This window comes from Bacillus sp. B28 (assembly GCF_029536185.1).
GTDB lineage: Bacteria > Bacillota > Bacilli > Bacillales > Bacillaceae > Bacillus > Bacillus halotolerans.
On record NZ_CP120511.1, the window covers coordinates 2,811,631 to 2,827,189 of the forward strand.

Annotated in this window: 14 protein-coding genes; 2 read left to right on the top strand and 12 right to left on the bottom strand. The window is 46.6% G+C overall.

All coding sequences use genetic code 11. The annotated features are described in order from the left end of the window. Positions 1-102 precede the first annotated feature (102 nt). From P3L57_RS13985 to zapA, 10 genes are all read right to left on the bottom strand, one after another. Positions 103-1,080: an electron transfer flavoprotein subunit alpha/FixB family protein gene (locus P3L57_RS13985; protein WP_069487089.1), complete on the bottom strand. Its 978-nt coding sequence runs from the start codon at positions 1,078-1,080 to the stop codon at positions 103-105. A gap of 35 nt (positions 1,081-1,115) precedes the next feature. Next, the gene (gene etfB, locus P3L57_RS13990) at positions 1,116-1,889 is read right to left on the bottom strand and encodes an electron transfer flavoprotein subunit beta (protein WP_024122404.1); all 774 of its coding nucleotides are present in this window, start codon (positions 1,887-1,889) and stop codon (positions 1,116-1,118) included. Positions 1,890-1,903: 14 nt separating this feature from the next. Then, positions 1,904-2,680, bottom strand: a complete 777-nt coding sequence (locus tag P3L57_RS13995; RefSeq protein ID WP_044154016.1) for an enoyl-CoA hydratase — start codon at positions 2,678-2,680, stop codon at positions 1,904-1,906. Between the two features lie 14 nt (positions 2,681-2,694). Continuing rightward, positions 2,695-3,279, bottom strand: coding sequence for a fatty acid metabolism transcriptional regulator FadR (fadR, locus tag P3L57_RS14000; RefSeq protein ID WP_014477593.1), 585 nt, complete (start codon positions 3,277-3,279; stop codon positions 2,695-2,697). Positions 3,280-3,396: 117 nt separating this feature from the next. Further along, a complete protein-coding gene (locus P3L57_RS14005) occupies positions 3,397-5,079 on the bottom strand; it encodes an AMP-binding protein (RefSeq protein WP_059335554.1) in 1,683 nt (560 codons plus the stop codon). Between the two features lie 186 nt (positions 5,080-5,265). Next, positions 5,266-5,670 (bottom strand): DUF350 domain-containing protein, encoded by a 405-nt coding sequence (locus tag P3L57_RS14010; RefSeq protein ID WP_010335217.1) that lies wholly within the window; start codon positions 5,668-5,670, stop codon positions 5,266-5,268. 14 nt (positions 5,671-5,684) lie between these two features. Continuing rightward, positions 5,685-8,042 carry an endonuclease MutS2 gene (locus tag P3L57_RS14015; RefSeq protein ID WP_044154012.1) on the bottom strand — a complete coding sequence of 786 codons (2,358 nt, stop codon included), beginning with the start codon at positions 8,040-8,042 and terminating at the stop codon, positions 5,685-5,687. Positions 8,043-8,062: 20 nt separating this feature from the next. Then, positions 8,063-9,775: a DNA polymerase/3'-5' exonuclease PolX gene (gene polX, locus P3L57_RS14020; protein ID WP_069487088.1), complete on the bottom strand. Its 1,713-nt coding sequence runs from the start codon at positions 9,773-9,775 to the stop codon at positions 8,063-8,065. A gap of 72 nt (positions 9,776-9,847) precedes the next feature. Then, the gene (locus P3L57_RS14025) at positions 9,848-10,381 is read right to left on the bottom strand and encodes a CvpA family protein (protein ID WP_024122409.1); all 534 of its coding nucleotides are present in this window, start codon (positions 10,379-10,381) and stop codon (positions 9,848-9,850) included. A 6-nt stretch (positions 10,382-10,387) separates the two neighbouring features. Next, a complete protein-coding gene (gene zapA / locus P3L57_RS14030; protein ID WP_024122410.1) occupies positions 10,388-10,645 on the bottom strand; it encodes a cell division protein ZapA in 258 nt (85 codons plus the stop codon). A 133-nt stretch (positions 10,646-10,778) separates the two neighbouring features. Between zapA and rnhC the strand changes: the two genes are divergently transcribed. Then, on the top strand, positions 10,779-11,720 hold the full coding sequence (gene rnhC, locus P3L57_RS14035; protein WP_069487087.1) for a ribonuclease HIII: 942 nt from the start codon (positions 10,779-10,781) through the stop codon (positions 11,718-11,720). Positions 11,721-11,756: 36 nt separating this feature from the next. Here the strand turns inward: rnhC and pheT are convergent, their stop codons facing one another. Both pheT and pheS read right to left on the bottom strand, forming a co-directional pair. After that, positions 11,757-14,171, bottom strand: a complete 2,415-nt coding sequence (gene pheT, locus P3L57_RS14040) for a phenylalanine--tRNA ligase subunit beta (RefSeq protein WP_202657557.1) — start codon at positions 14,169-14,171, stop codon at positions 11,757-11,759. Between the two features lie 15 nt (positions 14,172-14,186). After that, complete coding sequence (gene pheS / locus P3L57_RS14045) at positions 14,187-15,221, bottom strand: phenylalanine--tRNA ligase subunit alpha (protein ID WP_059335559.1); 1,035 nt, start codon at positions 15,219-15,221, stop codon at positions 14,187-14,189. Between the two features lie 83 nt (positions 15,222-15,304). Between pheS and P3L57_RS14050 the strand changes: the two genes are divergently transcribed. Beyond that, positions 15,305-15,553 (top strand): hypothetical protein, encoded by a 249-nt coding sequence (locus tag P3L57_RS14050; protein WP_081638352.1) that lies wholly within the window; start codon positions 15,305-15,307, stop codon positions 15,551-15,553. The last annotated feature ends 6 nt before the right edge of the window (positions 15,554-15,559 follow it).

Below are 15,559 nucleotides of genomic sequence, written 5' to 3' on the forward strand. Positions count from 1 at the left end.
ACCTTATTATATATGTCCGTACATGTCAACGACTTTTTTTATTAGTTAATATTTGTACGTATGTATTCAAAAACCCCGAACTTTTGCAGTCCGGGGTTCCCTTTATGAGTGAATATTCAGCTGTTTGAATTCTTCAGTCAGTAATGGGACGACTTCAAATAAATCGCCTACAATACCGTAATCAGCTATTTTAAAAATATCGGCTTCAGGATCTTTATTGATGGCGACAATGACCTTGCTGTTGGACATACCCGCCAAATGCTGAATGGCACCGGAAATTCCGCAGGCGATATACAAATCGGGAGTGACAACTTTTCCGGTCTGTCCGATTTGAAGAGCATAGTCACAATAATCAGCGTCACACGCCCCGCGTGAAGCGCCGACTGCTGCGCCCAGCACCTCGGCAAGCTCCTGAAGCGGCTGAAAGCCTTCCTTGCTTTTTACACCGCGGCCGCCTGCAACAATGATTTTCGCTTCAGAGAGATCAACGCCGTCCGCTGTTTTTTTGACGATCTCTTGTATGACGGTACGTATATCCGTATGGGAAACTTCGATGCTTTCAATGCTGCCTGCCCGGCTGGCGTCTTTTTCTAACGCTTGAATGTTGTTTGGACGAATCGTCACAAGCGTCATCGGATCCGTTGAAATGACACGTTCAAATGCCTTCCCTGAGTAAATCGGTCTTGTGAAAACAACGTTCTCTCCGGTAACGCTTACATCTGTAGCGTCAGAAATCAATCCCGTTTGGAGCCGGGCTGCAAGCTTCGGTGACAGATCCTTCCCCATTGCAGTGTGTCCGCATACGACCGCATCAGGTTTTTCCTTTTCAATAATGGTTCGCATCACTTGGCTGTATCCGTCTGCCGTATATGCCTTGAGCTTTGGGTCCTCAGCTGTGAAAACTTTGTCTGCACCGTAGTGGATCAGCTCCTCTGTATGCTGTGATATGTTTTCTCCTATAAGAACACCGATCACTTCTCCATCACCTGAAATGGTTCTTCCAGCGGAGATTGCTTCAAAGGTGACATTTCGCAGTTCTCCGTCACGAATTTCTCCGAGTACGATCACTTTTTTTCCCATCCTAACATCCCCCTGTTTCTTTGAATGTGCAAGCGCTAAATGACTTTCGCCTCGCTGCGGAGCAATGATACGAGCTCTTTTGCCTGTTCGGCAGGCTCACCCTGCAGAAGCTTCCCGGCTTCTTTTTTCGGCGGCAGAAAACGTTCAATTGTTTTCATTTTTGGTTCAGCATCTTCTTCATCCAAGTCCAGATCATCCAGCTCAAGCTCTTCAAGCGGTTTTTTCTTGGCTTTCATGATTCCCGGAAGCGATGGGTAGCGCGGTTCATTTAAGCCTTGCTGAGCTGTGACCAGCAAAGGAAGAGTCGTTTTGATTTTTTCAACATCCCCTTCAACGTCCCTTTCCGCTTCTGCGTCACTTCCATTGATGTCGAGTTTGGTGATCGTCGTGATGCACGGAATGTCCAAAAGCTCTGCCAGGCGAGGCGCCACTTGTCCTGAGCCTCCATCAATCGCGACATTTCCGCCGAGAATAAGGTCAAATTCCTGATCCTTCATATAGTGGTATAAAACTTGAGAAATGGAATACTGGTCGGGTTCTTCGAGATCATCTTCTATGTTGATTAAAACAGCTTGGTCACATCCCATGGCAAGCGCTGTGCGCAGCTCCTTTTCCGCTTCTTCGCCGCCGACTGTAACAACGGTGATGGTGCCGCCGTGTTTTTCCTTCAGCTGAATGGCTTCTTCAATCGCGTATTCATCGTACGGATTGATAATCCATTCAGCCCCGTCATCCTGAATCTTCCCTGCGTCAATGACGATTTTTTCTTCTGTGTCAAACGTCCGTTTCATCAGTACAAATAGATTCATGATCATATCCCCTTTTATTCGCCTTTGAACTGAGGCTTTCTTTTTTCGAGAAATGCCTGAATGCCTTCCTTGGCGTCCTCCGACTCAAACGCTTCTCCAAAACGCTTTGCTTCAAGCTTTAAGCTGCCTTCATAGGAATACACCTTGTTTGTATAGAGAAGCTCAAGCAGAGACGCCATCGTTTGCGGACTTTTTTCTGCAAATTTACCAGCAAGCGTTTTCGCTTTTTCAAGCACTTCTGCTTCATCTTTTGCTCCGATTGTCACAAGTCCGAGGTCAAGCGCTTCTTTCCCCGATATCGGTTCTCCTGATCCAATGAGCTCCAATGCTTTTGCTGTACCAACGTATCGCGGGAGCCGCTGTGTACCTGCAAAACCGGGAATAATGCCGAGGTTAAGCTCAGGAAGCCCCAGCTTGGCATCTTCTGCCGCAATTCTGATATGGCAGGCCATTGCAAGCTCCAGCCCGCCGCCGAGGGCAGCTCCGTGAATCGCTGCGATAATCGGTTTTGGAAAGCTCTCCATTCTCTCCATCAGCTGCTGGCCGCGTTCAGCCAGCATTGAGGAATCCTCACTGTTTCTCAGTGATGTAAATTCTTTGATATCAGCGCCTGCGGAGAAGAACCTTCCTTCCCCATGTATAATAATGCACCGCACGCCTGCATCTGTCTCACACTGATCAAGACAGGAGGACAGCTCTTCTAATATCCGGCTGGAAAGCGCGTTTGCCGGCGGATTGTGAATCGTCATAACTGCAACAAATTGATCAACTGCGAGTGATATTGCATTCATAGGACAGAACTCCTTTACTTATTGTGAATTCCGGATACCAGTAATTCTAAAACACTGTCTGACAAAGCTGCCAGATCATACTTTTGATCATTCATCACCCAGGTCGTCACGGTTTCGTCAATCGTTCCAAAAATCATTTGCCGGGCGAGGCGGACATCGAGGCCTTCTTTTAACTCGCCTGATTGTATTCCTTCCGTCAGAATGCCATCTAGAATATTTAAGTAGCCTTTTAATATTTCATTAATTTTCTGCCGCAGCTCCAAATTGGATTGGCGGAGCTCAAGCTGAGTGACAATGGCGAGGTTATGGTCGCCCGCCAAAAGTGAGAAATGTTTTGAAATCACAAGCGCCAATTTCTCTTTTGCTGTTGCCTTTTCTTTTATGTCCTCTTCCATCCGCTCAATGAATTGGCCCATTTTTTCTTTAAACAGAGAAATTAAAATGTCTTCTTTATTTTTAAAATAAAGATAGATGGTGCCGTCCGCTACTCCGGCTTGTTTGGCGATTTTAGATACCTGTGACTGGTGGTAGCCGTTTTCCGCAATGACTTCAACTGCTGCATCAATAATCTGCATATACTTTGGCCGTTTTTGCTTCAATTTTCATCGTTCCTTCCTATAGAAATGAATGACTATTCATTCATAATTTTATGATAAGAAGGATTTTCCGGTTTGTCAAGTTTATTCATAAATGTTCTCTTTTTCTGGCTCTATTTGTTACTTGATATGATGATTTTCGGTTTCTTCCTCAAGTAAACGCCTTCTTAAAATTTTCCCAACCGCTGTTTTCGGAAGCTCTTTTCTGAATTCATAGGCTCTCGGCACTTTATAGGGTGCGAGACGGGCTCTGGCGAAAGCGTCCAGTTCTGCTGCGTCGGCTTGTGCGCCTTTCTTTAACACGACAAACGCTTTTACCGTTTCCCCTCTGTACGAATCAGGCACGCCTGCAACGACAATTTCCTGAATCGCTTCATGTTCGTACAGCGCTTCTTCAACTTCACGCGGGTAAATATTATAGCCGCCTGCGATAATGATGTCCTTCTTCCTGTCGGCAATATAGAAAAATCCATCTTCATCCATATAGCCCATGTCTCCGGTGAAGAGCCATCCTTCCTTTAAGACAGCAGCCGTTTCCTCCGGCTTGTTCCAGTATCCCTTCATGACCTGCGGGCCTTTTACGACGATCTCACCATGCTCATACGGGGCGGCAAAATGGCCAGTCTCGTCAGAGTAAATGGCAGCGTCTGTATTAGGCCAGGGACAGCCAATACTGCCGGGTTTGTTTTTTCCCCAGATAAAATTTGCGTGTGTCACCGGAGATGCCTCGGATAAACCATATCCCTCCACAAGCTTTCCGCCAGTCACCTTTTCAAATTGCTGCTTCACCTCGACAGGGAGAGCCGCTGATCCGCTGAGGCAGCTTTTAATAGATGACAGATCGTATTGCTGTAATTGGGGATGATGCAAGAGGCCAATGTAAATCGTCGGCGCGCCGGGAAACAGTGTCGGTTTTTGTTTATCGATGATTTTGAGCGTGTGCAGCGGATCGAACTTGGGAAGCAGGATCATTTCAAATCCCAGTTTAATCGAATAATTCATCACTGCTGTCAGCCCATAGACGTGAAAAAATGGGACAATGCCAAGCACTTTTTCATCGCCTTCCTTTACGTTGTACATCCAAGCCGCACACATTTCGGTATTGGCTAAAATATTTCTGTGCGTGAGCATGACTCCTTTGGGCGCTCCCGTCGTACCTCCAGTGTATTGCAGAACGGCGATATCATGCTCAGGGTCAATGTCCGGAATTGTGATCAGCTCTGTTTTTTCCCGCTTCATGCTCGAAGCAAAGGTATGAATATTGTCATTTTCATCATAGTCAATGTGCACTTTTTGTTTTTGCGTAAGCGGATAGAGAATATTTTTCGGAAACGGCAAATAGTCTTTTATACTCGTCACCAATATCTGGTCTACAATTGATAACGTTTTCATTTTTATTGCCTTCGGGAAAAGCAAATCTAAGGTGATGATCATCCTGGCCTCTGCGTCTCTCAGCTGATATTCGAGCTCATGCTCGGTGTAGAGCGGGTTTGTCTGCACCACGATACCGCCGGCAAACAGCACCCCATAATAAGAAATGATGAATTGCGGACAGTTGGGCAGCATGACAGCCACTCTGTCTCCTTTTTGCAGGCCATTTTCCTGCAGAAAAGCTGCGAGTTTAAGAGCATCCGTCAACATGTCATGAAAGGTGAGTTTTTTTCCGAAAAAAGATACGGCTGTTTTGTCAGGGAATCGTGCGGCGGAGTCTGTCAGGATGGATTGCAGGGTTTGGTTCGGCAACGGAAGCTCATGCGGGATATCGTCGGGATACTCGGCAAGCCACGGCTTTTGAGACTGCATAAAACCTCCCCTTTCGATTTTAGCGTTCACCCTATTATTATAGCAGATGGACGGCAAAAAAAGAAAAAGAAAGGAAAATCTTTCTTTTTCTCATCATACGAACAGATATATAAGACCAATCAACAAAAAGATTCCCGCCGCGGCGAGCAGTATTTTTGCAAGCTTTTCCATCTATTCTCCGTCCCCTTATATTCCGGCTGCCACAACAAATGAGAGCCCGACAGAAATGACAAATGAAATAAAGCCGACAGCCCGGTTATCATTTTCAATTTCTTGATCAATTTTAAACCGCGGTGTCAAAAACTCAAAAATGAAGTAGCTGATCAAAAGCATAACAAACCCGTACACACCCCAGCCGATCATTTGCAGCAGAGAATTGTGCTGAGAGATGGAGTGCTGGAACACATTTGCTATTCCTAAAATTTTCCCGCCGGTTGCCATTGCCACAGCGAGATTTCCATTTTGAATCTCTTCCCAGTTTTTATAAGCTGTCACCAGCTCAAACACAGTCAAAAAGAGGACGAGGCAGAGAACCGCGACACTGTAATACGCCGCGATTTCCACAAGCTCGTTTTCCCAAAAATCACTCATGGCCATACTCCCTTTTATTTTAATTCAACAATTGTAACGCCTGATCCTCCCTCACCAGCTTCACCGAAACGGGAGTTTTTAACGCTACGGTGATTTTTCAGGAGATCCTGCACGCCTTTTCTTAGAGCGCCGGTACCTTTGCCGTGGATAATGGATACCCTTGGATATCCCGCTAACACCGCGTCATCCAAGTATTTTTCAACACGGCTGAGGGCATTTTCATAGCGCTCGCCGCGAAGATCAAGTTCAAGCGATACGTGGTAATCTTTGCCCTTAACCGCTGTAATGAGTTTTTCTTTTTTTGGTTCCGGAGCCGACTTGATAAATTCCAAGTCTTTTTCTTTCACTTTCATTTTTAAAATGCCGATTTGAACATTCCATTCATTGCCGCCGGTTTTTTCAAGCAATGTTCCTTTCTGCCCGAAAGTAAGGACTTTTACTTCATCCCCCGGCTTCAAGACGCGTTTTTGCGTTTTCGGTTTTTCCGGTTTATTGGACTTTTCAAAGGTCGGCATAGCGCCTTCTAACCGTTTCTTCGCGTTGATCAGCTCGTGATCCTTGAAGGATTTGTGTTCTTCTTTAATCGAGCGTAATTCGTGAATGATGTCTTCAGCTTCTTTTGTGGCCGCTTTAACTTTTTCAGCCGCCTGCTGTTCGGCCTCTTCCATCAATTTGTCTTTTTTGCTGTTGAGTTCAATGATTTGCTGCTGCAGCTCTTTATGCAGCTTTTCGGCTTCTTTTCTGAACGCCTCTGTTTCAGAAAGCTCTTCTTCCGCCCGTTTTTTGCTTCGTTCAAGAGACGCAATCATCGTATCGACCTCATTATGCTCGGCCGTCATTTCTGATTTCGCCTGACCGATAATATGGTCAGGAAGCCCGAGCCGTTTAGAAATTTCAAAGGCGTTGCTTCGTCCCGGCACACCGATTAAGAGCTTATAGGTTGGTGAAAGGGTCTCAATGTCAAATTCGACACTGGCGTTCATGACGCCTTCTCTGTTATAGCCATACGCCTTTAACTCCGGATAATGCGTCGTCGCTAATACTCTGGCATTGGTACGGTGGACTTCATCCAGGATGCTCATGGCGAGTGCCGCGCCTTCTTGCGGGTCTGTACCTGCGCCCAGTTCATCAAAGAGCACCAGGCTGTTTTCGTTGACTTGTTTTAAAATGCCGACAATGTTCACCATATGGGAAGAAAATGTACTTAAGCTTTGCTCGATCGACTGTTCATCGCCGATATCAGCGAACACATGCTCAAATACAGCGGCTTCCGATCCTTCATCTGCCGGAATATGAAGACCCGATTGCGCCATTAAGGTCAACAGCCCCAGTGTTTTTAAAGTAACTGTTTTCCCCCCGGTATTCGGTCCTGTAATCACGATGGTTGAAAAATCGCCGCCCAGCTCGATGTCATTGGCGACCACCTGATCAGACGGAAGCAATGGATGGCGCGCTTTTTTCAGACGGACAAAGCCGCTGTCATTCATGGTCGGTTTTGTCGCTTTGACCGCTTTTGCGTATTTCGCTTTTGCAAAAATGAAGTCAAGCGTCTGCAGGACTTGCAAATCTTGAAAAAGCTCCTCTGTGTGCTCCGCCGTATGCTCTGTCAGCACGCGTAAAATCCGTTCAATTTCTTGCTTTTCTTTCACTTTCGCCTGCTGAAGCGAGTTGTTCATATCTACAATCGCCTGCGGTTCAATGAACAGGGTTGCGCCAGAAGAGGAGGTGTCATGCACAATGCCTCCGTAGCTTGATCTGTACTCTTGTTTGACCGGGATAACAAAGCGGTCATTTCGGATTGTAACAATCGTATCAGACAGCATTTTCGAAGCAGAGGAGGAACGCAGAATGGACTCTAACCGGTCTCTGATTCTCGATTCGAGCGTTCTGAGCTGCGTGCGGATTCCTCTTAACGTTTCTGACGCGTGATCAAGCACTTCGCCGTGATCATCTATGCAGGAATTCATTTCCCGTTCTAAATCGGGCAGTGTAATGAGCTGTTCAGTATATTGCTGCATCAGCGGAATGTCGACTCCGTCTTCAGCCATTTGTCCGAGAAAGTGTTTCATTTGTTTGACTGCGTAAAGCAGCCCTGATATTTCAGTGAATTCCGAGGGACTGAGAACGCTGCCGATTTCCGCCCGTCTTAATGCCCCTCTGATATCGGTAAGGCCGCCAAACGGCGCCTGGCCTCGCAGCCGGATGATCGCAGAGGCTTCATCTACCTCATCCAGCTGTTTTTTGATTTCGTCAATCGAAGCAGAAGGCTTTAGCTGGAGAAGCATTTCTTTTCCGAGCGATGAAGCGGCGTGCTCGATTACCTGTTCTTTCACTTTATGGAATTCAAGAGATGATAATACTTTTTGCTGCACGGTTGTGTGAGCCTCCTTACTTAATCGTTGCGCTTCAGGAATGCCTGTACGTCTTCAAGCGACCGGGCATTCAGGACGTTTTTCGTTTCCGTCCAGCCTTTGCGCGCGGCAGTGACGCCGGTTTTCATATCGTTTAACATCTCGATGTTATGGGCATCGGTATTAATGACCAATGTAACCCCTTGTTCATTTGCTTTGATTAAATGCTCTGTCCGCAGATCGAGACGCGCAGGGTTAGAGTTGAGTTCAAGCGCCGTATTTGTTTTCTTCGCGAGCTCAATCAGTTTGTCGATATCGATTTCGTAACCGGCACGTCTGCCGATGAGGCGTCCGGTCGGATGGGCGATAATGTCAACATGCTTGTTGGTCAGTGCCGTCTCAAGCCGCTTCATAATGACGTGCTCCGGCTGATTAAAGCTTGAATGGATGGATGCAATGACCAGATCCATTTCCGCCAGCACATCGTCATCATAATCAAGTGTGCCGTCAGGAAGAATATCCATCTCAACGCCTTTAAAAATACGGAAGTTCTCAAACTCAGCATTCAGCGCGTCAATTTCTTTCGCCTGCTGCTTGAGCCTTTCAGCAGTCAGCCCGTTGGCGACCTTTAAATATTGCGAGTGATCAGTGATGGCCATGTACTGATAGCCTTTTTCCATGCATGCTTCAGCCATTTCCCTGATCGAAAAGGCGCCATCGCTCCATGTGGAGTGCATGTGAAGATCACCTTTGATTTGATCGTGCTCTATGAGTTCAATGCTGTCGCTGTAGGTTTCCACCTCTTGCCCGCTTTCACGGAGTTCCGGCGGGATCAGCGGCAAGCCGAAGTGTGCGTAAAATTCCCGTTCGCTCGGGAAGGTTTTGATTTCTCCTGTTTCAACCGTCTCGACGCCGTACTCACTGATCCGTTCACCGCGTTCTTTTGCAATTTGCCGCATTTTGATATTGTGGTCCTTCGATCCCGTAAAATGATGAAGAGTTGTCGGGAATTGTTCTTCCGTCACGAGACGGAAATCGACACTTGTTTCATATTCAAAGGAAAGAATGACCGATACCTTCGTGTCCCCGCTGGCAATGACGCTTTTGATGTTTGGCAGCGCAAGCAGCTGCTCTCTTACTTCAGCGGGATGATCCGTCGCAATAATATAATCCAGATCTTTGACGGTTTCGCGTGCTCTGCGGAGACTTCCGGCACGGGAATATTTGATGATGTCTGTCAATTGAGAAAGATGCTCTTCAATTTCCCGCGCGACCCGGAGTGCATAGCCGATCGGAAAACGTTCAGGCTGTTTTCCGGCTTCTCCGAGCGCCTGTAATATTTTTTCTTCTGATTTCTTGCCGAATCCCGCAAGCCCTTGGACTTTCTGCTGTTCGCAGGCTTCCTTCAATGATTCTGCATCATGTACGCCAAGCTCTTTATACAGCTTTGCGATTTTTTTGCCGCCGAGCCCCGGGAGCTTCAATAAAGGCACCAGCCCTTCCGGCACCTCCTGCTGCAGTGATTCGAGCGTACTTGACTTTCCTTCATCTATATATTCTTTTATGACGCTGTACGTGCCTTTTCCGATACCGGACAGTGACATCATGTCGTCCATTTCTGATAAACTGCGGTCGTCCTGTTCAAGGGCTGCCGCTGCTTTTCGGAATGCGGAAACTTTAAACGGGTTGTCCCCTTTCAGTTCCATGTAGACTGCAATGGTTTCCAGCAGCCAGATAATATCTTTTTTATGCATAGAATAACCCCCAGACGTTCACATATGTTTCCATCATACTTGAAAAAAACTTCTCCGGACAAGAGAAGTTTTTTATCCTCCGTATTGCGTCCAAAGCTCCTGTAAAAGCCCTGATAAATACGGTGTATGGTTGATCATGACATTTGCGAGAGACGATTGCCCCATCATTTGCTGTAAGCCGTCTATCGGAAGTACGGAAGCAACATACAGCAGCACAAATGTAAATAAATAGACTTCCAGAAAACCGAGAACGGCGCCAAGCATTTGGTTGATTTGTTTAATCACAGGAATGCCCGCTACAATACTTAGGAATGAGCCGATGATTCTCAGTAAGATTTTAGCGATAATAAATAGAACGACAAACGCAATCGCATTATAGTAGGCTGCTTCCAGATTTCCCGAGAAAAAAGAAAACGCCGGCTGTCCCGCTGAAAAATCGGGCGCGGGAATCCACTTCAAATGCGGTGCGACATTTTTATAGAATAAAGACGCAAACGCGATCGAAAGAATAAAGCTCGTCAAGCGGATAAACTGGAGGATAAAACCGCGTTTTAATCCCAGTAAAGTCCCCATCAGGAGCAAGATTAAGATGATGATATCTAGCATAGTTGTTCAATCCTTTTCTTTAAGCTGACGCTCCAGTTTTTCATATTGCTCTTTTAATTTCACATAGTCGTGCACCACATTTACCGCTGTCAGCACTGCAAGTTTATTTATATCAAGATATGGATTTTTTTGATTGATTTCTCTCATTTTATCATCAACAATTCCGGCCACATATCTCATATGGGCTCTGCTTTCTTCACCGATCATAGTGAAGTGCTGGCCGTAAATGTCAACGGTTGTTTTCGTTTTTTTGCCGTCAGACAACGTTTCTCCTCCATTCCGTGAGAATCCTAGTTCCTATCATAACACGTTTATTAAATGAATGGAAAGACGAGCCTCCCGCTGTTATGATACACTGGTAGATACAGCGAATCGTGTAAAAAAAGGAGATTATTACGTGTCCCATTCTGTGATAAAAGTACCAATGTCTGCTATTGACCAAATGAAAACAGCGTATAACAGTTCACTTACTGCATCTGTACCGCAGGGTGCCATTTTCCAGGCAAAACCGGCAGGCTGTACCATTACAGCTTATAAGTCAGGGAAGGTATTGTTTCAGGGCAAAAACGCAGAGGCAGAATCTGCTCGCTGGGGAACTGCTGAGCCGCAGGATAAGAAGAAAACGGCAAAAAAGCCGGCTGATTCACGCTACGCCCCTCCAACAGACATCGCAGGCATGTCTGTCATCGGCTCTGACGAGGTCGGAACCGGAGATTACTTTGGCCCAATGACGGTTGTGTGCGCATACGTTGACAAAACAAAGCTTCTTTTAATGAAGGAACTCGGTGTGAAGGATTCTAAGCACCTAAAGGATCCGCAAATCATTGAGATCGCCCGAAGCCTGATCAAAACCATTCCGTACAGCCTGCTCGTTTTAAAAAACGAAAAGTACAACAGCATGCAGGAACGAGGCATGAGTCAGGGAAAAATGAAAGCTCTCTTGCATAATCAGGCCATAACCCATCTTTTACGAAAAATGGACGGAGTAAAGCCTGAGGCGATTCTGATCGACCAATTCGCCGAGCCCGGCGTCTACTACAACCATTTAAAGGGAAGAGACATTGTGCAGGAGCGCGCCTATTTCAGCACAAAAGCCGAAGGCATTCACCTGTCAGTGGCTGCTGCATCGATTATTGCGAGATATTCCTTTTTAATGGAAATGGATAAACTTTCGCGCGAAGCGGGAATGACACTGCCGAAAGGGGCCGGCCCTCATGTAGATGAAGCGGCCGCTAAACTGATCATCAAAAAAGGGGCATCCGCTCTCCGAACCTTTACAAAACTCCATTTTGCCAATACGCAGAAAGCACAGCGCCTGGCGGATAAAAAACGTTCATAGAAAAAAGCTTGCAGAGAATATCTGCAAGCTTTTTTATTAGCCTCTCAATACGGCCTGATAAGTGTTTTCTAACGCTTTCAGCACTTTGTCGTGCGCTTTTGCCACTTCTTCTTCAGTCAGCGTTTGCTCCGGGTTTACATATTGGAGTGAGAAAGCGACTGACTTTTTGCCTTCCTCCATATGCTCGCCTTCGTAGACGTCAAAGACGGTTACTTCTTTCAGAAGCTTGCCGCCCGCCTCTTTAATGACGCTCTCGAGCTGGCCGCTTGTCACTGATTGATCTGTCACAAGCGCGATATCACGTGTCACAGACGGATATTTCGGAATCGCCGTGTACACGAGCGGAGCCGTGTCTGCTGTGAGCAGCGTGTGAAGATCAAGTTCGAACACGTACGTTTCTTTTATATCCAGTTCTTTTTCCAGTGAAGGATGGACTTGGCCAATAAAGCCGATAAGAGAGCCGTTTAAAAGAATGTTCGCAGTTCTGCCCGGGTGCAGCTGTTTTCTTTCTGATTGCACAAATTCAATGCTGTCCAGGACGTTCAGTTTATCTAACAGCCCTTCAACAATTCCTTTTGCGACAAAGAAATCGACCGGCTTTTTCTCGCCCTGCCATAAATGCTTGCGCCATAAACCGGTTACCGCACCTGCCACGCGCTCCGTTTCAACAGGTTTTGTATCCTCTTCCTTCGTCAGGAAAACGGAACCGACTTCGTACAATGCGACCGAATCAGTTTGTCTTGCCAGATTGTAAGAAACGGACTCGAGCAGATTCGGAACAAGGCTGTGTCTGAGAATGCTTCTTTCTTCACTCATCGGAAGCGCAAGGACAGTGTTAAACGATTTTTCAATCGCAAATGCCGCCGCTTTTTTCTCGTTTGTTAATGAGTAGGTAATCGCTTGTGATAAGCCGGCTCCTTCAAGGAAACGTCTGACTTTACGGCGTTTTGCCTGGTAAGGCGTCAATCCGCCTGTTGTTCCCGCTGTTTTAGGAAGTGTGGACGGAATGTTGTCGTAGCCGTACAATCTTGCCGCTTCTTCAACCAAATCCTCTTCGATTCGAATGTCACCGCGGCGTGACGGAACAGTCACAACGAGCAAGTCATTTGCTTCTCCGACAGTAAAGCCAAGACGCTTATAAATGCTGATCAGTTCTTCTTTGCTGATCGTCATGCCGAGAACACTGTTCACCTTTTCAGCCGATACATGAACGTTGTTCGCTTCGATTGTGAGATGGTCTTCTTCAACAGTTCCGGCAAGCACTTCACCGCCGGCATACAGGTGGATCAGCTGTGCCGCGCGTTCTGCCGCAAGACGCACACGCGCAGGATCAATGCCTTTTTCGAATCTTGCACTCGATTCACTTCTCAAACCAAGATCTTTTGAAGCCTTGCGAACCGTCTGCCCGTTGAAGAACGCAGCTTCAAGCAAAATCGTAGTTGTGTCTTCCCGGACTTCTGATTCTGCTCCTCCCATAACACCAGCAACGGCTTGTGCTTTCGACCCGTTTGTAATGACAAGGTGATCTGCAGACAGTTTTCGTTCTTGATCGTCAAGTGTTAAGATTGTTTCATTTTCAACAGCTTTTCTGACTACGACTTCCTTAGAGCCGAATCTGTCATAATCAAACGCGTGGAGCGGCTGTCCATACTCCAATAAAACAAAGTTTGTAATATCCACGACGTTGTTGTGCGGGCGAATGCCTGCGTTCATCAGTTTCGTCTGCATCCAAAGCGGTGACGGAGCAATTTTTACGTTTTTAATGATTTTTGCCGCATACAGCGGATTTGCTTCCCGGTCTTCAACTTTGACAGAAATGTAGTCTGACGCTTGTTCTGAAGCGACTGGGTAATCCGTTTGCGGAAGCTTTACCTCTGTGTCTAAAATCGCTGCGACCTCATAAGCAACACCAAGCATGTTCATCGCATCGGCGCGGTTCGGTGTTAAACCGAGCTCTAAGACAGCATCGTCAAGCTGTAAAGCAGCTAACGCATCACTTCCTGCTTCAACCTCATTTGGGAAAACGAAAATGCCTTCCGCATATTCCTTCGCCACAAGCTTGCTCTCAATACCGAGCTCTTGTAAAGAACAAATCATGCCGTTTGATTCTTCACCGCGAAGCTTGGCTTTTTTGATTTTGAAATTGCCCGGCAGCACCGCTCCGACTGTAGCGACTGCAACTTTTTGCCCTTTATCCACGTTTGGCGCGCCGCAAATGATTTGTACGGGTGCCTCAGCTCCGATATCTACAAGGCACTTATTCAGCTTATCGGCGTTTGGATGCTGTTCGCGCTCCAGCACATGGCCGATGACAACGCCTTTAATGCCTTCTCCTTTATACTCAATTCCTTCAACTTCAATACCGGCTCTTGTTATTTTCTCAGCAAGAACAGCCGGATCCATGCCTTTTAAATCAACATAATCCTCTAACCATTTATAAGAAACAAACATTCTAGCATCCTCCTCTTACGCCTGTTTAAACTGCGAAATAAATCTGACATCGTTTGTGTAGAAGTGGCGGATATCATCGATGCCGTATTTCAGCATCGCGATGCGCTCAACACCCATTCCAAACGCAAAGCCCTGATATTCCTTCGGATCAAAGCCGGCCATTTCCAGCACATTCGGGTGAACCATGCCGGCGCCGAGGATTTCAATCCAGCCTGTTCCTTTACATACAGAGCAGCCGTTTCCTCCGCACTTAAAGCACGTTACGTCTACTTCCACTGAAGGCTCGGTAAACGGGAAGAAGCTTGGGCGAAGTCTGATTTCACGGTCTTGCCCGAACATTTTTTTCGCAACCAGTTCAAGGGTTCCTTTTAAATCACTCATGCTGATGTTTTTATCAACAACAAGCCCTTCAATCTGCATAAATTGGTGAGAGTGCGTCGCGTCATCATTATCGCGGCGGTATACTTTTCCAGGGCAAATGATTTTAACAGGCCCTTTGCCTTTGTGCTTTTCCATCGTCCGCGTCTGAACAGGAGAGGTTTGCGTTCTCATCAGCATTTCCTCTGTGATGTAAAAGCTGTCCTGCATATCGCGGGCAGGGTGTTCTTTCGGCAGATTAAGCGCTTCGAAGTTGTAGTAGTCCGTCTCGACCTCAGGGCCTTCTTCAACCGTATAACCCATGCCGATAAATAGATCTTCAATTTCTTCAATGACAACAGTGAGCGGATGGCGTCCGCCGATTGCGACAGGATTACCCGGGAGTGTGACGTCAATTGTCTGTCCCGCAAGCTTCTGTTTCATTTCTTCTTCCTCAAGCTTTTCGTTTTTAGCTGCAATCGCATTGGCGATTCGTTCTCTTACCTCATTGGCAAGAGCGCCCATTTTCGGACGCTCCTCCGCAGAAAGCTTGCCCATTCCGCGCAGCACTTCTGTGATCGGCCCTTTTTTTCCGAGATATTGAACCCGAATATCATTGACAACCTTCAATGAGCTTGCCGCTTCTACTTGATCTAAAGCTTCTTGTTCCAGCTGTTTTAGCTTTTCTTCCATTTTGCATCCTCCTTTTATGTAAACAAACCGTTATATGTCTTTGGAAAACAAAAAAACCCGCCCCTTATAGGACAAGGGACGAGTTGTGGCCGCGGTACCACCCTTATTTCAGACAGACTGATGCTGTCGTCAGCTTCATTGACATAACGGAATCAGATTCCGGTTCACCTTTACGCGCAAGGTGCGCGGTCCCGGTGACAACTCGAGAGGTGAAACCAATTTCCGGCTGCTTTAAAAATGCTCTCAGTCTGCGGCATTTTCTCCCTGGAAGGCAGTTGATCAGAAATCGAGATCCTCTGTCACGGTTTTTCAAATATTATGTTCTATTATAGTGAAAT